Source organism: Paragemmobacter kunshanensis, assembly GCF_011059185.1.
In the GTDB taxonomy this organism is placed as follows: Bacteria; Pseudomonadota; Alphaproteobacteria; order Rhodobacterales; family Rhodobacteraceae; genus Paragemmobacter; species Paragemmobacter kunshanensis.
This window is the reverse complement of record NZ_JAALFE010000005.1, coordinates 49,583-68,804: the sequence shown is the minus strand read 5'-3', so window position 1 is coordinate 68,804 and position 19,222 is coordinate 49,583. Positions and strand designations below refer to the sequence as shown.

Genomic DNA, 19,222 nt, shown 5'->3' with positions numbered 1-19,222 from the left:
GTGCGGCCATGCAGACGCGCAGCAAGTTCTTTGACGACATGTCGCAACTGATGACCAATGCCATGGGCGTGGCACAGGGCGCGAAGACCGAGGCGGAGACCGCGATGAAGGGCCTGGTGGACCGCTGGATGGCGGACCGGGATTTCGTCACGCGCGAGGAATTCGATGCCGCCCGCGCCATGGCCGTGAAGGCGCGCGAGGAGAATGCCGCGCTGGAGGCGCGCATCGCGGCGCTGGAGGCGCGGCTGGCCGACGCGCCCGCGAAGGCCGCGCGCAAGACCAGGGAATGATCCGTCGCCGTGGCCCCCGGCTGCGGCTTTGTCAGGAATGGGAGGGGCGGCCCGGGGGCCGCCCTTTCGCATGAAGGCCCGTCAGTAGAGCGCGGCCAGCCCCTTGGGCAGAAGCGAGGGCAGCACGCGCACGGTGGCCCCGTGGGGCGCGCGGCGGTGCAGGTCGATCGCGTCCTGATCGAGCAGGCGGATGCAGCCCGAGGAGACGGCCTTGCCGAGATATTCGGGCTCGCAGGCGCCATGGATGCGGTAGAGCGTGTCCTCGCCATTCTGGAAGAGATAGAGCGCGCGCGCGCCGAGCGGGTTGCCCGGCCCCGGATCCATGCCGCCATTGGCCACCGAATAGGGGGCGAGTTCGGGGCGGCGGGCGATCATTTCATCCGGCACTTTCCAGCGCGGCCAGGCGCGGGCGAATTGCAGCCGCGCCGTGCCCGACCAGGCGAAGGCGGCCGCGCCGGTGCCTGCGCCATAGCGCATGGCGCTGTCGCGCGAGGTGACGAGGTGCAGGAAGCCCGCATCGGGATCGACGATGATCGTGCCGGGGCGTTCGTCGGGAAAGGGATTGGCGACGCCTTGCCGCCAGAGTTCGGGCGCCACCACGCCGGGCGGCACGGCGGGAATGGGGAAGGGCTCGTCCGTCACCGCGCCGTAGAAAGCGGGCAGGGGGGGCGGTGGCGGGGGCGGGGCGGCCGCTTCGGGCGGTTCGGGGGGTTGCAGGCAGGCGGACAGGGTCGAGGCGACCCCGGTCGCCAGAAAGGCGCGTCGGGTGAACATGGCTTGATCCTCGGGTCTGACGGAAGGGGCGCGCGGCAGGTGCTGCGGCGCGCGCGGCGATCGTGTCAGGACAGCCGGGGCGGGGGCAGGCCGGGGCGGGGCGTGAGGCCCTTGGGCAGGGCGCGGGCAGCGGCAAGGGGGCGATGGTCGCCCCGGGAAGCGGCGGGCGGTGCCGGGCTTTGGCCCGCCAGGGCCTTTTCGGCGGTGCAGGACGATCCGGCCAGGCCCTTGCGGCATTTCAGGGCCAGGTCGCCCGGTTGGTGGGGGGAGGCGGTCTCGGCCGTCGCGACAGCCGTGGCCTGCAGCGCGGGTGCCGGGCGCAGATGCGCGCCCCAGGGCAGCAGGGCGATCAGCAGGAGCGTCATGGCAAGGGCGCGCAGCAGGGACATGGGGCGGGACATGGGGCGGGTGATGCCATGGCCGGGGCAGGGCGTCCAGTCACGCCGCCCGCGCAAGGAGACAAGAGCGCGTGATCGGGCCTGCCGGGCCGGATACCGAGGGCTGCAGGCGCAGAACCGGGGCGGGGTGGCATGAAATCGCGGACAATCCGGCCATCGGCGAACATATGTCCATGAAACGCAACCATTTGGTCATATGCCCGCCACGATCTGGGCCTTGTAGATTGCCATTAACCAAGGTTGATACTTCCTCTTGGGGCAATCGTCAGGAATGCGGGTCTCGGATACGGACATGGACAGGATTGCAGTCAGGGCTACGGGGGTTGTTCGCAGGAACTCTCTCGATTTCGTCGAGGCGGTCTTCGCGCTCTATGCCGAGGGGCAGCCGCTTGTGCTGCTGGCCGATGCGGCGCAGGCCGGGCGGCTTGCGGGGGTGGCCATCGACCGGGTGGTCGAGCCGGGCGACAGGACCGGCTGGTTCACGACCCGCCATCCCATCCGCGACGGCGGGGGGATCGCGCAGATCAGCTATACGTCGGGGACGGAGGGGCAGCCCAAGGGGATCGTGCTGACGCATGACAACCTGGCCGATGCCACGCGGCGGATCATCGACGAAATGCGGATGACCGACGAGATCCGCGAATATGTGGGGGTGCCTGCGACCTACAGCTTTGGTCTGGCCCGCTACCGGGCGATCAGCGCGCTGGGCGGGCAGGCCTATATGCCGCCGCGCGGCTTTGATCCGGCGGAACTGGGCAAGATGCTGGCGGCGGGGCAGGTGAACGCGCTGTCGGCGGTGCCCACGCTGCTGCGCGTGCTGCTGGCCGCGCCCGAGGTGATCGGGGCGGCGGGTGCGGCCCTGCGCTGGATGGAGATCGGATCGCAGCACATGACGCTGGCCGAGAAGGAGGCGATCCAGGCGCTGTTTCCCAATGCGCGGATCGTGCAGCATTACGGGCTGACCGAAGCCTCGCGCAGCACTTTCCTGACCTTTTCCGAGGCAGAGGGCGGGCGGCTTTCCTCGGTCGGGCATGCGGTGGGGCAGACCGAGGTGGCCATCGGGCCGGACGGGCGCATCCGCATCCGTGGCCCGCATGTCGCGCGCCAGCGTGTCGATGCCGAGGGCCTGCATGACCTGCTGGATGCCGAGGGCTGGCTGCAGACCAATGACCTTGGCCATATGGAAGACGGCTATCTGCATTTCGATGGCCGTGCCGATGACCTGATCAATTGCGGCGGCGTGAAGATCGTTCCCGATCAGCTTGAATCCGTGCTGCGCAGCCGCCTGTCGCCGGATGCGCGGATCTGCGTGGCAAGGGTGCCGGATGCCGAACGGGGCGATGGCGTGCTGGTCGCGGTGGAGCGGGGCACGGCCGAGATCGGGCTGGTGAAGGGGCTGGCCGATGCCGCGCTGCGCGACATGGGGGTGGCGGCGGGAAGCGCGCTGCGCCTGATGGCGGTGGACAGCATCCCGCGCACCGAAACCGGCAAGGCGCAGCGCCGCCAGCTGGCCGAACGCTTTGCGGCCGAGGTGCCGGCCTTGGCGCCGGGCACGAAGGCCGGGGCGATCACGGATGTGATGTCGCTGTTCCACCATGAATTCCCGGGCCAGCAGATCGGGCCGGAAGACACTTTCGAATCGCTGGGCGGGGATTCGCTGCATTACATCAAGTTCCAGCTGGCCTTTGAAAAACGCTTCGGCGCCCTGCCCGAGGCATGGGAGGCGCTGACCGCCGCCGAATTGCAGGCGCATGTGTCGAGGGCGGGGAAATCGGGCTGGCTGCCGCTGGAATCGGTGACGCTGACGCGGTCCTTCTTCATCATTTGCATCGTGGCGCTGCATGCCAATGCCTTTGTCTACAGTTCGAACTGGGGCGCGGCCTATTTCCTGATCATGCTGGCGGGTTATTCCGTCGTGCGTTTCCAGTTGCCCGAGATCATCCGCACGGGCAGCGTGCGCACCCTGATGGGAACCATCCGCTCGATGGCCATTCCCACGGTGCTGCTGATCGCGCTGCTGGAGATTGCGACGCAGGATTTCGAGATCACGCAGCTTTTGCTGGTTTCGAACTTTCTCGATCCGCAGAACCTGCATGGCTTCCTGTTCTACTTTGCCGAATTCTACATCCAGCTTCTGGTGATGATGGCGCTTCTGTTCTCGTTCCCGCGGGTGCGGGCGTCGTTCCGGGACAGGCCCATGGTCAGCGCGCTGGTGCTGCTGGTATCGGTCGTCGCGCTGGACCGGACGATCGAGCATTTCTGGAACACCGATTACAACTTTCACCGCACGCCATGGCACTATGCCTGGGCCTTCGTGATCGGGATGGTCATGGCCTCGGCCCATGATCTGCCCAGCCGGTTGCTGGCGCTGACGGTGGCGCTGATCGCGGTGGTGATCGAATGGAACCTGACCTCGGCCGCCTATTACGTGGGCGCGGGCTGTGTGCTGGTGCTGTTCGTGCGGTCTGTCCGGGTGCCGGCCTGGGCGAAGTTCCTGATCGCCAATGTCGCGGGGGCGTCGATGTTCATCTATCTGGGCCATGAGGTGATCATCGAGATGATCGCCAAGCTGACCGGAGAGAACCGCCCCTGGCTGGCGCTGGCGCTGTCGATCCTGGGCGGGGTGGCGGGGATGCAGATCTATTCCTGGCTGGAGCGGCGTTTCTTCCAGGCCAAGACCGCCTTCTTCGGCTGATTGCCGCCGGGCTTGGGGCGGGCGGCGTCAGGTGGCGAAGATCGCGCGCAGGCGTTCGGTATCCAGCCCGGGCACGATCCGGCCCGGCGGTTTGACCGTGGGGGTATCCTCGCCCGCCACAAGGGCGTTGATCACCGCCTCTTCCACCGCTTCCACCGCCGCCAGATAAAGCGGGTCGAGATATTCGCCATTCAGGAATTCCCGCGTCACAAGGGGCGGGGACTGCTGCGGCATCGGCCCCGGATCGGCGACCGAGAAGGCAAGGAAGATGTCGCCCGAACTGTTGCCCCCCGGCGTGCCGTGGCGGCCGATGCCGATGGCCGCCCGCTTGGCGATCTGGCGCAGGGACAGGCCGGAAAGCGGGGCATCGGTGGCCAGGATCACGATGATCGAGCCGGTTTCGCGATCCATCAGGCGGCCTTCGGGCATCAGCCTGCCCACCGGGCGGCCAAGGATCGTCAACCAGGGCCGCAGGCCGTGATTGGCCTGCACCAGCGCGCCCATCACATAGTCCTGCCCGGCAAGCGCCACCCGGCGCGAGGCGGTGCCGGTGCCGCCCTTGAACTCATAGCAGATCATGCCGTTGCCGCCGCCGGTCGCGCCTTCGGCGACGGGGCCCGTGCGGGCATCGCGCAGCGCGGCGATGGCATGGTCGGGGGTGACATGCAGGGCGTTGATGTCGTTCAGGATGCCGTCATAGGTTTCGGCCACCACGGGCATGGCCCAGGCATGGCCCTTCTGGAAATGGTCGCGATAGCTGTCGATCATCCAGCGGGTCGCGCCGTGATGCACGGCGCCCACGCCATGGGTATTGGTGATGCAGACCGGCCCGGTGAAATAGCCCGCATCGTCGATCCAGTGCGTTCCCGTCATCTCGCCATTGCCGTTCAGGGCGTAATGGCCCGCCCAGACCGGGGCGGGGGCGCCTTCGTCCGGGCGGGGCAGGATGGCGGTGACCCCGGTGCGCATGTTGCGGGCGGGGTCCGTCAGGGTGCAGAAGCCGACACGCAGGCCGGGCACATCGGTGATCGCATTCCAGCGGCCGGGCGTGCCGGGCAGCGGCAGGCCGAGATCGCGGGCGCGGGGGCGGGTCATGCGGGGCCTTCCGCAGCGGTGGATCCGGGTTCGGGCGGCGCGTCGGCGAGACGCGCGCAGAGGGCATCCAGTTGCCGCGCCCCGGCCTGGGCGGCCTCGGCCTCGAAGGCGCGGTAAAGGCGCAGCACGTCATGCCCCGTCTCCGTCAGCACCGCGCCGCCCCCTTTCGGGCCGCCGCGCGTGCTGGTCACCACGGGCAGGCGGAACATGGCGTTCAGCGTGCCGATCAGTTCCCAGGCGCGCTTGTAGCTCATGCCCATTTCGCGCCCGGCGGCGGCGATGGAGCCGGTCCTTTCGATCCGCTCCAGCAATTCGGCCTTGCCCGGCCCCATCATCTCGGCCTCGCCAAAGACGATGCGGATGCGCAGGCGGGGATGTCTGATATGCGGGTCCATGGCGCGAGGATTTCCCAAAGCCGGGCCAAGGGCAAGGGTTGCCTGCATGGCCGTGGTCATCGGCCGCAAGGCGGCGCGGGGGTAGGGCGGGGTTCACCCCGCCATCCGCCCTTACCCCTTGTCGGCCCCGCCGCCGAGATTGTCCTGCTGGGGCATGCCCAGGACGTGATAGCCGCCATCGACATGGACCACCTCGCCCGTCGTGAAGGCGCCGTATTCGGAGGCCAGCCAGACGGCGGTGCCGCCCACCGCCTCTAGCGTCGCGTTGGACCGCAGGGGGGCGTTCGCCTCGGTATGCCGATAGGTCGCCCGCGCGCCGCCGATGGCCGCGCCGGCCAGCGTCTTCATCGGACCCGGCGAGACCGCGTTGACGCGGATCTTCTGCGGCCCGAGGTCATTGGCGAGATAGCGGACAGAGCTTTCGAGCGCGGCCTTGGCGACGCCCATCACGTTGTAATTGGGCGTGACGCGGTTCGATCCGCCATAGGTCAGCGTGATCAGCGTGCCGCCCTCGGGCATCAACTCTGCCGCGCGGCGCGAGACGTCGATGAAGGAGAAGCAGGAGATCGCGAGCGAATTGGTGAAGTTGCCGCGGGTCGTGTTGATGAAGCGGCCCGTGAGTTCGTTCTTGTCGGAATAGGCGATGGCGTGGACGAGGAAGTCGATCGTCCCCCAGCGGTCCTTGAGCGCGGTGAAGCAGGCATCCAGCGAGGCGTCATCGGTGACGTCCACATCCACCATGAAATCCGACCCGACCGAGGCCGCGAGGGGGGCAAGGCGTTTGCCGAAGGCCTCCCCTTGATAGGAGAAGGCAAGCTCTGCGCCCTCGGCCGCCATCGCGCGGGCGATGCCCCAGGCGATGGAGCGTTCATTCGCCACGCCCATGATCAGGCCGCGCTTGCCCTTCATCAGGTCTGCCATGTCCCTGTCCCCTTTTGCGGTGGCTTTGTCTCAGCCGAGGTATTTGCTCATCACCAAGGTGGCGTTGGTGCCGCCGAAGCCGAAGCTGTTGGACAGGACCGAGTCGATGGTCACGCCATCGCGCATCGTCGTCACGATTTCGGACGGGTCGAGTGCGGGGTCGAGGGTGGTCACATTGGCCGAGGCCGCGATGAAGTTGCCGTTCATCATGAGGAGGGAATAGATCGCCTCATGCACGCCGGTCGCGCCGAGGGAGTGGCCGGTGAGCGACTTGGTCGAAGCAACGGGGGGCGTCTGGCCCCGCCCGAAGACGCGGCGGATCGCCTCCATCTCGGTCACGTCGCCGACGGGGGTGCTGGTCCCGTGGGAGTTGATGTAGTCGATGCGGCGGCCCTGCGGCAGGGTGGAGAGGGCGAGGCGCATGGAGCGTTCGCCGCCTTCGCCCGAGGGGGCGACCATGTCATGGCCATCCGAAGTGGCGCCGTAGCCGGTGACTTCGGCATAGATCCTGGCGCCGCGGGCGAGGGCGTGGTTGAGTTCCTCAAGCACCACGACACCGCCGCCGCCTGCGATGACAAAGCCGTCGCGGGTGGCGTCATAGGTGCGCGAGGCGGTGGCGGGGGCGTCGTTGTATTTCGACGACATGGCCCCCATCGCGTCGAAGAGGCAGGAGAGCGTCCAGTCCAGTTCCTCGCCGCCGCCGGCGAAGACGATGTCCTGCTTGCCGAACTGGATGAGTTCCGCGCCGTTGCCGATGCAATGCGCGCTGGTGGAGCAGGCGGAGGTGATGGAGTAGTTCACGCCCTTGATCTTGAAAGGGGTGGCAAGGCAGGCAGAGGTGGTCGAGGACATGCCCTTGGTCACGCCGAAGGGGCCGATCCGTTTGGGGCTGCCCGTTTCGCGGACGATGTTGTGGGCCTTGAAGAAGGATTTGGTCGAAGGCCCGCCCGAGCCCACGATGATGCCCGTGCGTTCGTTCGAGATGTCGGCGGGTTCGAGGCCGGAATCCTTGATCGCCTGATCCATGGCGATGAAGTTGTAGGCCGCACCGTCGCCCATGAAGCGCAGGTCGCGCTTGTCGATATGGTCTTCCAGCACGATGTTGGGCTGGCCATGGACCTGGGAGCGGAAGCCGCGTTCGGCATATTCGGGGGCGAAGACGATGCCCGACTTGCCCGCGCGAAGGCTGGCTTCCACCTCGGCCGCGGTATTGCCGATGGGAGAGACGATCCCGATCCCGGTGATGACGACGCGACGCATGCGGCCTCCGATCCTGTATCCTTGGGTTGTCTCTAAGGGAGAGGGGGGGAAGGGGCAAGGGGATTGGGGATTGAGCGGGGCGCGGGATGGGGGGAAGATGCCCCCAAGGCGGGCCGGGAGGACGGGATGGAACGGGTGACGGGGGGCTGTTCCTGCGGGGCAGTACGGGTGGTGGCCAGAGGTGCGCCACTGCGGGTGGGCCTGTGCCATTGCCTCGATTGCCGCAAGCATCATGGGGCGGTCTTCCATGCCAGCGCGATCTATCCGGCGGCGGCGGTCACGGTGACGGGCGATCCGCGCGACTGGAAGGGGCGGTTCTTCTGCCCGACCTGCGGATCCCCGGTCTTCGGCCGCAGCGTGGAAGAGGTGGAGGTCAATCTGGGCGCGCTGGACGAGGTGGGGGTGTTTGTCCCGACCTATGAGTTGTGGACCGTGCGGCGAGAGGGGTGGTTGCCGGAGTTTCCGGGGATGGAGGGGTTTGCGGGGGATCGGGGGTAAGGGGGGGTGCGCGCAAAGCGCACACCCTACAGGCGGGCGTAGGGTGTGCGCTTTGCGCGCACCGTCCGCCCGGGTGTCAGGCCTCGCTCAGCGCGACCTTCATGTCCTTGACGATGTAGATCACCTCGCCATCGGCCTCGACAATCCCATCCGCGACGCCCATGGTCAGGCGGCGGGTTTGCAGGGCCTTGGTGAAATCGACCTTGTAGGTCAGCATCTTGCGGTCGGGGCGGACCATGCCGGTGAGTTTGACCTCTCCCACCCCCAGCGCGTAGCCGCGCCCCAGCCAGCCGCGCCAGCCGAGGTTGAAGCCGGTGAGTTGCCAGAGGCCATCGAGGCCCAGGCAGCCGGGCATGATCGGGTTGCCGGGGAAGTGGCAGTCGAAGAACCACAGGTCGGGGGTGATGTCGAATTCGGCCACGACATGGCCCTTGCCATGCAGGCCGCCATCTTCCGAAATCTCGGTGATGCGGTCCATCATCAGCATGGGGGGCGCGGGCAGTTGCGCGTTGCCGGGGCCGAAGAGTTCGCCCGCCGCGCATTTCAGAAGGGCGTCGCGGTCAAAGCTGTTCGGATAGGCGGCCATGCGCTGGTATTCCCCGTGTTCCGGTCCTCTGTCGCGGCCCGGTTTAGCATCGCGACGGAAGATGTGGCAAGGTCGGCCGAAGGGGCATATGGCGGGCAGATGTCGCGGCGGGGCCGCCCGGATGGGGGCGGCGGGCCGGTTGCGACCGATTTTCATTTGTATTCATTGGCTGCGATGCCATATAGAGGGCAGTGATCCACCTATTCAGGCAGGGATGGCACGATGGTGCTTGCGGCACAGGAACGGGGAACGGAATGGCTGGCGCGGGGCGGTCTGCGCCCGACGCGGCAGCGTCTGGCCCTTGCCGCGCTGCTGGTGGGGGATGGCGAGGATCGCCATGTCACCGCCGAAAGCCTTTATGCGCTGGCCGGGCAGGCGGGCGAGAAGGTGTCGCTGGCCACCGTCTACAACACGCTGCGCGCCTTCTGCGAAGCGGGCCTGATGAACGAGGTCGTGGTCGACGGATCGAAAAGCTATTTCGACACGCGCATGGATGATCATCCGCATTTCTACTGGGAAGACAGCGCCACGCTGAGCGATGCGCCCGCCGACAGGCTGCGGATCGAGGGGCTGCCCGATGCGCCCGATGGGATGCAGGTGTCGCGCGTGGATGTGGTGATCCGCCTGAAACGCGCGGCGGGGTAAACCCCGCCCTACGGTGCGGCGCGGCGGCGCTGTGGCGGGGTGAACCCCGCCCTACGGTTGGCGCGGCGGGGTGAACCCCGCCCTACGGCAAACGGCCCGCCTCTGGCGGGCCGTTGCGGTTTCGGGGTCACTTCGGCACGAGGACCGCATTCACGACATGGATCACGCCGTTCGACTGGTTCACATCGGCGATGGTGACCTTGGACGCATTGCCGCTTTCGTCGATCAGATAGAGGTTGCGGCCCTTCACCTGCGCGGAAAGCGCGTCGCCCGACACCGTCTGCATATGGAAGAACCCATCCGGCGCGGCCTTGGCGCGGGCCATGATATCGGCCCCCGACAGCTTGCCCGCCACGACATGCGCGGTCAGCACCTTGGTCAGCATGCCCTTGTTTTCCGGCATGAGAAGCGTGTCCACGGTGCCTGCGGGCAGGGCGGCGAAGGCATCGTTCACCGGGGCGAAGACGGTGAAGGGGCCGGGGGATTGCAGGGTTTCCACCAGACCGGCGGCCTGCACGGCGGCCACGAGGGTGGTGTGATCCTTCGAATTCACCGCATTCTCGACAATGTTCTTGTCGGCAAACATCGGCGCGCCGCCGACCATCGGGTTGTCTTGCGCCAGCGCCGGGAGGGCAAGCAGGGTGGAAAGCGCAAGGCCGCGCAGGGTGATCGTGATCATGGTATCCTCCGGGTTGGGGCGGACCTGTTCCGCCTGTGATCCGATCTACGCGGGCCTTGGCGGGAAGTTTCACGCCCGGCCCGTTTCCTGCGCCAAGGGAAGGGGCGCGGCCTTGCCGGGCTTGATCGGGGGGCGGGGGTCGGCTAGGCTTGTGGAAACGTTTTCAGGTATTGGCAGCAAGGATGGATCGCCCATGAAAACCGCCCGGATGAACCGGCTTTTCGCGCCCTCGGGGAAGTGCTTCGATGTGGCCATCGACCATGGCATGTTCAACGAGATCAGCTTTCTTGGCGGGATCGAGGATATGGGGCGGGCGATCCGTACGGTTGCGGCGGCGCGGCCCGATGCGATCCAGCTGCCGCCGGGGACGGCGCGGCTGTTGCAGGCGATCCCCGGCAAGGACAAGCCCGCGCTGGTGCTGCGGACGGATATCGCCAATGTCTATGGCACGCCCTTGCCGCGCGCCCTGTTTTCCGAGGTGATCGACCGCCCGGTGGAGCAGGCCTTGATGCTGGATGCGGCCTGCGTGGTGGTGAACCTGCTGATGCTGCCCGACCAGCCCGAGGTCTATCGCGCCTGCGTGCGGAACGTGAATTCCCTGAAGCGGGAATGCGAGGTCATGGGGATGCCGCTGATGGTGGAACCGCTGGTCATGCAGGACAATGCCAAAGGCGGCTATATGGTGGACGGGGATATCGACAAGATCCTGCCGCTGGTCCGGCAGGCGGCGGAACTGGGGGCGGATGTGATCAAGGCCGATCCCTGCACCGAGGTGCAGGAGTATCATCGGGTGATCGAGATCGCGCAGGGCCTGCCCGTGCTGGTGCGGGGCGGCGGGCGCGTGTCGGATGCCGAGATCCTGTCGCGCACGGCAGAGTTGATGCGGCAGGGCGCGAAGGGCATCGTCTATGGGCGCAACGTGATCCAGCATCCCGATCCGGGCGGCATGACGCGGGCGCTGATGGCGGTGGTGCATGAGGGCGCCGCGCCCGAGGCGGCCTTGGCGATGATCGGGGGGGCATGATGCGCGAGATCCGCTTCGGCATCATCGGCTGCGGGCTGATGGGGCGGGAATTCGCCTCGGCCGCCGCGCGCTGGCTGCATCTGACGGGGATGCGGGCGCGCCCTCGCATCGTGGCGGTCTGCGACACCAATCCCGCGCTGATGGGCTGGTATACCGATGCGCTGGGGCCGATGCAGGTGACGACGGATTACCGGGATCTGCTGGCGAACGCGGAGGTGGAGGCGGTCTATTGCGCCGTCCCGCACGTGCTGCATGCGGAGATATATCCGGCGATCCTTGCGGCGGGGAAGCATCTGCTGGGGGAAAAGCCCTTCGGGATGGATCTGGCGCAGAACCGCGCGATTTCGGCGGCGATCGCGGCGCGGCCTGACCTGCTGGTGCGCTGTTCGTCCGAGATGCCCTTCTATCCCGGCGCGCAGAAGGTGGTGGAGTTTGTCCGCTCTGGCGCCGTGGGGCCGGTGCTGGAGGTGGAGGCGTGTTTCCTGCATTCCTCCGACATCAACCCCGAAAAGCCGATCAACTGGAAGCGGATGGCGGGGGTGAATGGTGACTATGGCTGCATGGGCGATCTGGGGATGCATGTGCTGCATGTGCCCCTGCGCCTTGGCTGGCGGCCCGCGCGGGTGACGGCGAGCCTTGTGAAACGGGTGGAGACGCGGCCCGATGGCAAGGGCGGGCGGGTGGCTTGCGATACCTGGGACAATGCGACGATCACCTGCACGGTTCCCGATGCAGCGGGCGATTTTCCCATGGTGCTGAAGACCTGGCGCATCGCGCCGGGCGAGGCGAATACCTGGTCCATCCGGGTGCTGGGGATGAAGGGATCGGCCGTATTCACGACCAAGAGCCCGCGCCAATGGCAATGGATGCGCTATGAGGCGGGCGGGTCGCAGGGCTGGGTGACGGAGGATCTGGGCTATACGCCGCTGTTCGGGGCGATCACGGGGGGGATCTTCGAGTTCGGCTTCACCGATGCGATCCAGCAGATGTGGGCGGCCTTTGTGGATGAACTGGCAGGGGGGGATGCGCAGGGCTTTCCCTGCGCCACGCCGGAGGAGGCTGCGGCGCATCATGCGGTGCTGACGGCGGCCCTTCAGGCCGGGACCAGCGGGCAGTCGGTCGAGGTTTGCTGGTGATGCCGCCGCCCTCTGCCAGACGCGGCGTCGCCTGTGCGGGGAACTGGATCGTGGACATCGTCCACACGATCGAGGGCTGGCCCGCGAAAAGCGAACTGGTCCGGATCACCGACGAGGTCGAGGGGACGGGCGGCGGCGCGGCCAATGTGATGCTGTCGCTGGCGGCCTTTCAGGCCGGGCTGCCGCTGTGGGCGATCGGGCTGGTGGGGATGGATCGCCACGCGGCGACGGTGCGCTGGGCGGTGAAGGCGGCGGGGGCGGATGGCACGCACCTGGCCGAGACGGACCGCGCGCCCACGGCGCATACCCATGTGATGAACCTGCCCGGAGACAGCCGCACCTTCTTTTACCACCCCGGCACGAATGACCTGCTGGATGAGGGCGACATCGCGGTCGAGGCCGTGGCCGCGGCGGGGGCGCGGATCTTCTATCTGGGCTATCTGAACCTTCTGGGACGCCTCGATGAGGTGGCGGGGGGCGAAAGCGGCGCGGCGCGGGTGCTGGCGCGGGCGCAGGCGGCGGGGATGGTGACGGCGGTCGATCTCGTTTCCACGGATCGCGCGGGGTTCCGCGCCACGGTCGAGGCGGCGTTGCCCTTCACCGATGTGCTGTTCCTGAACGAGATCGAGGCTGCGCGGGCGACGGGGCGCGCGGTGGCAGGGGCCGGGGATGCGGCGGGTCTGGAGGCGGCGGCGCGGCAGTTGCGCGACGGTGGCGCGGGGCAGGTGGTGATCCACAGCCCGGCGCTGGGCCTGTGGCTGACGCCCGGGGGGGATGCGGTCGCGATCCGCCCCGATCCTGTCCCGGCCGAACGCGTGGTCAGCCCGGTCGGCGCAGGCGATGCCTTTGCCGCGGGCTGCCTTTACGGCCTGCATGAGGGATGGGCACCCGAGGCCTGCCTCAGGCTCGGCCATCGCGCCGCGGCGGCCAGCCTTGCCGGGGCCACGGCCACCGGGGCGATCCCGCCCCTGACGGCGCTTCTGGGCTGAGGGAGCAACCCCTCCCCCAACCCTGCCCGAGCAACCCCTCCCCCAACCCCTCCCCATGGCTGGGGAGGGGAGATGTCCTTTCCCCTTTCACCTTGGCGAAAATACCCAATCGACCCCTGCCACCCTTTCGGGCGGCTTGGCCCTGAGCGCGGGGGGGTCAAGGGGGGGCTGTGCCCCCCCTTGGGGCTGTGGTCCCGCGCGGGATCAGGGTCAGGGGCAGCGGGGCGGGCCGCGGCGGGGTCTCGCCGCGCATCAGGGCGATGATCTGATCCACCGCCGCCTGGCCGATCTCGCGGATCGGCTGGGCGATGGTGGTCAGCTGCGGGATCGTGTAGCGCGCGGCGGGCAGATCGTCGAAGCCGATGATCGACAGATCCCCCGGCACCGACAGCCCGCATCCCGCCGCCGCATGCAGCGCGCCGATGGCGGCCATGTCGGACGTGCCGATCAGCGCATCGGGGCGCGTCTCCGCCAGAAGCGCCGCCGCCAGATCACGGCAGGCCTCGAATCCGTGGACGGGGCCAAGGCGGATCACCGGCGGGGGCAGCCCCGCCGCGGCGAGTTCCTCGGTCAACCCCGCCAACCTGTCCTGCACCGGGGCGGAATGGCCCGGCGCGCCGATCACGCCGAAACGGCGATGCCCGAGGTCGATCAGATGCCGCGCCTGCATCCGCCCGCCGGTGCGGTGGTCGGCGGCCACGGTCGGCGTGCCGGGCAGGGCGCGATCCAGCGCGACGATGGGCACGCGCGCCGCGCGCAGGCGCGCCACCCCTGCCCCGTCCGGCGTGACGGCGGCAAGGATCACGCCATCCACCTGCTGCGCCAGCATGGCCGAGACATAATCCGCCTCATGTTCCGGGCTTTCGGCGGTGGAGCAGATCATCGCCTGATAGCCGCGCGCGAACAGCGCCTGTTCCACCGTATGGGCCAGGATCCCGAAGAAATGCACGTCCAGCGCGGGCAGAAGCACCCCCACCATCCGGCTGCTGCCCGAGCGCATCATCCGCGCCCCGGCATTGGGCCTGTAGCCCAGTTCGGCCACCGCCGCCTCGATCCGGGCGCGCATCGCGGCGCTGACATAGCCCGATCCGTTCACCACCCGCGAAACCGTGGCGATGGAGGCCCCGGCCCTTTCGGCGATTTCCTTGATCTTGGTCATGGCGGCGCGCCCTCTGCTGATGGTCCTGTCTAGCCGCGTTTCGCGAAACGGCAAGCGATGGCGTGTCTGGCCTGCCGCGCTCTGGCAGGTTTTCCGGAAAGATACATTCATAGTCTTGAATATTTATTCCAGCCGGTCTAACTAGGCGACATCACCGCGAGGAGACTACCCATGCGCCGTCTGTCTTTCGTCTCGATCCTGGCTGCCCTGCTCGGCACGGCGGCCCTGGCTGAAACGGTCACGCTTTCCCCTGTCACCGTGACGGAATGGAAGGCCGTCTATGGCCGGATCGAGGCGCGCGACCGCATTCCCGCCCGGGCGCGGCTGGGTGGCACGCTGGTTTCGCTGAAGGTCGCCGAGGGCGATATGGTGGCGCAAGGCGATGTGCTGGCCGAGATCGTGGATGAAAAGCTGGGCTTCCAGCTTTCCGCGCTGGACGCGCAGCGATCGGCGCTGGAGGCGCAGCTTGGCAATGCACGGGCCGAACTGACGCGGGGCGAGGAATTGCTGGCCCAGGGCGTGACAACGGCGCAGCGGCTGGATGCGCTGCGGACGCAGGTCGATGTGGTGACGGGCCAGATCGCCGCGCTGGAGGCGCAGCGGCAGGTGGTGCAACAGCAGGCGGCCGAGGGCGCGGTGCTGGCGCCGGTGGCGGGCCGGGTGCTGGATGTGCCGGTGGCGCAGGGCGCGGTGGTGATGCCGGGCGAGGCGGTGGCGCAACTGGGCGGCGGCGGGATCTTCCTGCGGCTGGCCGTGCCGGAGCGCCACGCCGCCGACCTGACCGAGGGCGACGCAATCGAGATCGAGGGCGCAGAGGGCACGGTCGAGGGGCGGCTGGTCAAGGTCTATCCGCTGATCGAGAATGGCCGCGTCGTGGCCGATGTCGAGGTGGCGGGCCTGACCGACCGCTTTGTCGATGCGCGTGTGCTGGTGCGCCTGCCGGTGGGCGAACGCAGCGCCCTGATGGTGCCGGAAACCGCGCTGGTGACGCGCGGGGGGCTGGATTTCGTGGGCGTCGAAGGCGCGGGCCTGCGGACGGTGGTGCCCGGCCAGCGGATCGAGCGGGAGGGCGTGGCCATGGTCGAGGTGCTGACCGGGCTGAAGGCGGGCGATGCGGTGCTGACCGTGGCCCCGCAGGCGGGCGAGGTGGGCCATGAGTGACCGCGACGCCGCAGCGCTGGGCATTGCCGGGCGGCTGACGAAGGGCTTCATCGCCTCGGCCCTGACGCCGCTCTTCATTCTGGCCGCGCTGGCGGCGGGGCTGGTGGCGCTGGTCTCGCTCCCGCGCGAGGAAGAGCCGCAGATTTCCGTGCCGCTGGTCGATATCCATGTGCAGGCCCAGGGCCTGCGCGCCGAGGATGGCGTGAAGCTGGTGACGGAACCGCTGGAGATCCTCGTGAAGGGGATCAACGATGTGGAACATGTCTATTCCCAGACGCGCGACGATGCCGCGCTGGTGACGGCGCGGTTCGAGGTGGGCACCAAGGCCGAGGATGCGATCCTGCGCGTGCATGACAAGCTGCGCGCCAATATCGACAGGCTGCCGGTGGGCATTCCCGAACCCTTGGTGATCGGGCGGGGGATCGACGATGTGGCGATCCTGACGCTGACCCTGTCGGCCGCGCCGGGCTCGGAGGCCACGGCCAATGACCTGACGCGCGTGGTGCGCGCCCTGCAATCCGAGGTCGCCAAGACCGAGGATGTGGGCCTGACCTATGTCGTGGGCGAGGCGCAGGAGGCGATCCGCATCGAACCCGATCCGGAACGCCTGGCGCTTTATGGCGTGACGCTGCAGCAACTGGCGGGGAAGGTGGCGCAGGCCAACCGCACGCTGAACACCGGCAAGGTCCGTGCTGGCGGCGGGCAGGTGGATCTGGTGGCGGGCGAAACCATGACGGCCCCGGCGGAAGTCGCCAATCTGCTGCTGACGGCGCGCGACGGGCGGCCGGTCTATGTTTCGGATGTGGCCGATGTTGTCTTCGTGCCCGATACATCGGACCGGATCGTCAGCCATCTGGTCAAGGACGAGGCAGGCAGCGTGCATCGCGCCCCGGCGGTGACGCTGGCCGTGGCCAAGCGGGCCGGGGCCAATGCGGTGGTGGTGGCCGAAGAGGTGCTGCACCGCGTCCACACGCTGGAGGGCAAGCTGATCCCCGAAGGCATGGCGCTGACCGTGACGCGCGACTATGGCGAGACGGCGAATGAAAAGGCCAATGAACTGCTGTTCCACCTTGGCCTTGCCACAGTGTCGATCATTGCCCTCGTCTGGCTGGCCATCGGCTGGCGGGAATCCATCGTGGTGGCCATCGTCATCCCGGTGACGATCCTTCTCACGCTCTTTGCCGCCTGGATCATGGGCTATACGCTGAACCGCGTCAGCCTGTTTGCGCTGATCTTCTCCATCGGGATCCTGGTGGATGACGCCATTGTCGTGATCGAGAACATCGCCCGCCACTGGGCGATGAAGGACAGCCGCAGCCGGACCGAAGCCGCCATCGACGCCGTTGCCGAGGTGGGCAATCCCACCATTGTTGCCACGCTGACGGTGGTGGCGGCGCTGTTGCCCATGCTCTTTGTCAGCGGGCTGATGGGGCCCTACATGTCGCCCATCCCGTCCAATGCCAGCGCGGCGATGATCTTTTCCTTCTTTGTCGCGGTGATCATCACGCCCTGGCTGATGGTGAAGATCGCGGGCAAGGCCGACATGTCGGCCCATGGCGAAGGCGGGCATGGCGGCCATCATGGCGGGATGCTGGAGCGCAGCTATAATGCCGTGGCGCGGCCCCTGCTGGCGACGAAGGGGCGCAGCCTTGCCTTCCTGCTGATCACGGCGGCGCTGTCCTTCGGATCGTTGGCAGCGCTTTATACCCGCGACGTGACGGTGAAGCTTCTGCCCTTCGACAACAAGTCGGAACTGTCGGTGATGATCGACCTGCCCGAAGGTGCCTCGGTCGAGGCGACGGACCGGGTGGCGCAGGATGTGGCGGCCATCGTGATGCAGATGCCCGAGGTGACCTCGGTCCAGACCCATGCGGGAACGGCGGCACCCTTCAACTTCAACGGGCTGGTGCGGCATACCTATCTGCGGCAGGAGCCGCAACTGGGCGAGGTGGCGATCAACCTTCTGCCCAAGACGGATCGCGACCGGGCCAGCCATGACATCGCGCTGGATATCCGCGAGCGGCTGAAGGCCGTGGCCGTGCCCGAGGGGACGGTGTTGAAGACCGTGGAACCCCCGCCGGGGCCGCCCGTCATCGCCACCCTGCTGGCCGAGGTCTATGGCCCGGATGCCGAGACGCGGCGCAAGGCGGCGGCGCAGATCCGGGCGGCCTTTGAAAGCATCCCCTTCGTCGTCGATGTGGATGACAGCTTTGGCGTCATGGCGCCGCGCCTGAGGGCCACCATCTCGACCGATGATCTGGAATTCTTCGGCGTGCAGGAGGCGGATGTCTTCGACACGATGGCGCTGCTGAATGGCGGGCAGACGGTGGGCTATTCGCATCGCGGCGAGGGGCGGCATCCCATTCCGCTGATCGTCGGGCGCGACAAGGGCGACCGGGTGCTGGACGAACGCTTTCTGACGACGCCCATTCCGGCCAATGTCCTGCCCGGGGCGCGCGGGGTGGTGGAACTGGGCGACGTGATCCGCGTGGCGGAGGAACAGTCCTCCTATCCCGTCTTCCGCCACAATGGCCTTGAGGCCGAGATGGTGACGGCCGAGCTTGCAGGTGATTTCGAGGCCCCGCTTTACGGCATGCTGGCCGTGGCCGACGCGATCGAGGCGCAGGACTGGGCCCCGGGCACGAAGCCCGAGATCAGCCTGCATGGCCAGCCCGAGGATGAGGGCCCCGTCACGCTGCTGTGGGACGGCGAATGGGAAGTGACCTTCGTCACCTTCCGCGACATGGGGGCGGCCTTCGGGGTGGCGCTCTTGGGGATCTATATCCTTGTCGTGGCGCAGTTCGGATCGTTCAAGCTGCCGCTCGTGATCCTGACGCCCATCCCGCTGACCTTCCTTGGCATCATCCTGGGCCACTGGCTGTTTGCCGCGCCCTTCTCGGCCACCTCGATGATCGGCTTCATCGCGTTGGCGGGGATCATCGTGCGCAACTCGATCCTGCTGGTGGATTTCATCCGAAATTCCGGAACGGGCAGGGTCTCGGTCGATGTGCTGATCGAGGCGGGGGCGATCCGGTTCAAGCCCATCCTGCTGACGGCGATTGCCGCGATGATCGGGGCGGTGGTGATCCTGGCGGACCCGATCTTTCAGGGGCTGGCGATTTCGCTGCTGTTCGGGCTTCTGTCCTCGACCCTGCTGACGGTGCTGGTGATCCCGGCGATCTATCGGGTGTTCCGCACCTGAGGCCGGATGCCGGGGGGCGGCCGCAGGGCCGCCCTCGGGATGGCGGGGGCCGCCTTCCGGCCTGCGGGCAGACCTCTGGACAGGCAAGCGATCCGCAAGCGCTGGGGCGCGGCTTGGCAGGGTGGGATAGAAGGGGGGCAGGGCGGCACGCCGCCCTCCCCCCTTTTGCTGCCGGGTCTTGATGACCCCCGATCCGGCGGCGAAAGGGGCGGCCCGGTATGGTGAGTTGGCGCGGTTCCCGGCCCCTGCTGCCTGCGGATGATCCGGCCTTCCCCAGAGGTGGGGCGCAGGTCGGCGGGGGCCGATCCTGCGGCA

Annotated in this window: 18 protein-coding genes; 9 read left to right on the top strand and 9 right to left on the bottom strand. The window is 67.9% G+C overall.

Annotated elements, in window-relative coordinates:
* Positions 1 to 8: 8 nt before the first annotated feature.
* Positions 9 to 290 carry an accessory factor UbiK family protein gene (locus G5V65_RS06800; RefSeq protein ID WP_165048261.1) on the top strand — a complete coding sequence of 94 codons (282 nt, stop codon included), beginning with the start codon at positions 9 to 11 and terminating at the stop codon, positions 288 to 290.
* Between the two features lie 81 nt (positions 291 to 371).
* Here the strand turns inward: G5V65_RS06800 and G5V65_RS06795 are convergent, their stop codons facing one another.
* Both G5V65_RS06795 and G5V65_RS06790 read right to left on the bottom strand, forming a co-directional pair.
* Positions 372 to 1,064 carry a L,D-transpeptidase gene (locus G5V65_RS06795; RefSeq protein ID WP_165048259.1) on the bottom strand — a complete coding sequence of 231 codons (693 nt, stop codon included), beginning with the start codon at positions 1,062 to 1,064 and terminating at the stop codon, positions 372 to 374.
* Between the two features lie 65 nt (positions 1,065 to 1,129).
* Complete coding sequence (locus tag G5V65_RS06790; protein ID WP_165048257.1) at positions 1,130 to 1,465, bottom strand: hypothetical protein; 336 nt, start codon at positions 1,463 to 1,465, stop codon at positions 1,130 to 1,132.
* Between the two features lie 289 nt (positions 1,466 to 1,754).
* On the opposite strand from G5V65_RS06790, the gene G5V65_RS06785 reads away from it, so the two are divergent.
* Entirely contained in the window at positions 1,755 to 4,157 is a 2,403-nt protein-coding gene (locus tag G5V65_RS06785; protein WP_165048255.1) for an AMP-binding protein, read from the top strand.
* Between the two features lie 27 nt (positions 4,158 to 4,184).
* Here G5V65_RS06785 and G5V65_RS06780 read toward each other — a convergent pair whose 3' ends face one another.
* From G5V65_RS06780 to fabB, 4 genes are all read right to left on the bottom strand, one after another.
* Entirely contained in the window at positions 4,185 to 5,252 is a 1,068-nt protein-coding gene (locus G5V65_RS06780; protein WP_165048253.1) for a DmpA family aminopeptidase, read from the bottom strand.
* A complete protein-coding gene (locus G5V65_RS06775) occupies positions 5,249 to 5,647 on the bottom strand; it encodes a winged helix-turn-helix domain-containing protein (RefSeq protein ID WP_165048250.1) in 399 nt (132 codons plus the stop codon). Before G5V65_RS06775 ends, G5V65_RS06780 begins: the two co-directional genes overlap by 4 nt.
* Before the next feature lie 111 nt (positions 5,648 to 5,758).
* Positions 5,759 to 6,568, bottom strand: coding sequence for an enoyl-ACP reductase FabI (locus tag G5V65_RS06770; RefSeq protein WP_165048248.1), 810 nt, complete (start codon positions 6,566 to 6,568; stop codon positions 5,759 to 5,761).
* Between the two features lie 30 nt (positions 6,569 to 6,598).
* Entirely contained in the window at positions 6,599 to 7,828 is a 1,230-nt protein-coding gene (gene fabB, locus G5V65_RS06765; protein WP_165048246.1) for a beta-ketoacyl-ACP synthase I, read from the bottom strand.
* 126 nt (positions 7,829 to 7,954) lie between these two features.
* On the opposite strand from fabB, the gene G5V65_RS06760 reads away from it, so the two are divergent.
* A complete protein-coding gene (locus tag G5V65_RS06760) occupies positions 7,955 to 8,326 on the top strand; it encodes a GFA family protein (RefSeq protein WP_165048244.1) in 372 nt (123 codons plus the stop codon).
* A gap of 76 nt (positions 8,327 to 8,402) precedes the next feature.
* Here G5V65_RS06760 and fabA read toward each other — a convergent pair whose 3' ends face one another.
* The gene (fabA, locus tag G5V65_RS06755) at positions 8,403 to 8,912 is read right to left on the bottom strand and encodes a bifunctional 3-hydroxydecanoyl-ACP dehydratase/trans-2-decenoyl-ACP isomerase (RefSeq protein ID WP_165048242.1); all 510 of its coding nucleotides are present in this window, start codon (positions 8,910 to 8,912) and stop codon (positions 8,403 to 8,405) included.
* 222 nt (positions 8,913 to 9,134) lie between these two features.
* Between fabA and irrA the strand changes: the two genes are divergently transcribed.
* Entirely contained in the window at positions 9,135 to 9,557 is a 423-nt protein-coding gene (gene irrA, locus G5V65_RS06750; protein WP_165048240.1) for an iron response transcriptional regulator IrrA, read from the top strand.
* A 127-nt stretch (positions 9,558 to 9,684) separates the two neighbouring features.
* On the opposite strand, the gene G5V65_RS06745 is transcribed toward irrA, so the two are convergent.
* The gene (locus G5V65_RS06745) at positions 9,685 to 10,236 is read right to left on the bottom strand and encodes a fasciclin domain-containing protein (RefSeq protein WP_165048238.1); all 552 of its coding nucleotides are present in this window, start codon (positions 10,234 to 10,236) and stop codon (positions 9,685 to 9,687) included.
* A 193-nt stretch (positions 10,237 to 10,429) separates the two neighbouring features.
* Here G5V65_RS06745 and G5V65_RS06740 point away from each other — a divergent pair, with 193 nt between their 5' ends.
* The 3 genes from G5V65_RS06740 to G5V65_RS06730 are packed head-to-tail and all read left to right on the top strand — an operon-like array spanning position 10,430 to position 13,385.
* Positions 10,430 to 11,260, top strand: a complete 831-nt coding sequence (locus tag G5V65_RS06740) for a class I fructose-bisphosphate aldolase (RefSeq protein WP_165048236.1) — start codon at positions 10,430 to 10,432, stop codon at positions 11,258 to 11,260.
* Positions 11,257 to 12,396, top strand: coding sequence for a Gfo/Idh/MocA family protein (locus G5V65_RS06735; RefSeq protein ID WP_165048234.1), 1,140 nt, complete (start codon positions 11,257 to 11,259; stop codon positions 12,394 to 12,396). Before G5V65_RS06740 ends, G5V65_RS06735 begins: the two co-directional genes overlap by 4 nt.
* The gene (locus G5V65_RS06730; RefSeq protein WP_165048232.1) at positions 12,396 to 13,385 is read left to right on the top strand and encodes a carbohydrate kinase family protein; all 990 of its coding nucleotides are present in this window, start codon (positions 12,396 to 12,398) and stop codon (positions 13,383 to 13,385) included. Before G5V65_RS06735 ends, G5V65_RS06730 begins: the two co-directional genes overlap by 1 nt.
* A gap of 157 nt (positions 13,386 to 13,542) precedes the next feature.
* On the opposite strand, the gene G5V65_RS06725 is transcribed toward G5V65_RS06730, so the two are convergent.
* Positions 13,543 to 14,544, bottom strand: a complete 1,002-nt coding sequence (locus G5V65_RS06725; protein WP_165048230.1) for a LacI family DNA-binding transcriptional regulator — start codon at positions 14,542 to 14,544, stop codon at positions 13,543 to 13,545.
* A gap of 171 nt (positions 14,545 to 14,715) precedes the next feature.
* On the opposite strand from G5V65_RS06725, the gene G5V65_RS06720 reads away from it, so the two are divergent.
* Positions 14,716 to 15,705 (top strand): efflux RND transporter periplasmic adaptor subunit, encoded by a 990-nt coding sequence (locus G5V65_RS06720; protein ID WP_165048229.1) that lies wholly within the window; start codon positions 14,716 to 14,718, stop codon positions 15,703 to 15,705.
* On the top strand, positions 15,698 to 18,907 hold the full coding sequence (locus G5V65_RS06715) for an efflux RND transporter permease subunit (protein WP_165048227.1): 3,210 nt from the start codon (positions 15,698 to 15,700) through the stop codon (positions 18,905 to 18,907). Before G5V65_RS06720 ends, G5V65_RS06715 begins: the two co-directional genes overlap by 8 nt.
* Positions 18,908 to 19,222 lie beyond the last annotated feature (315 nt).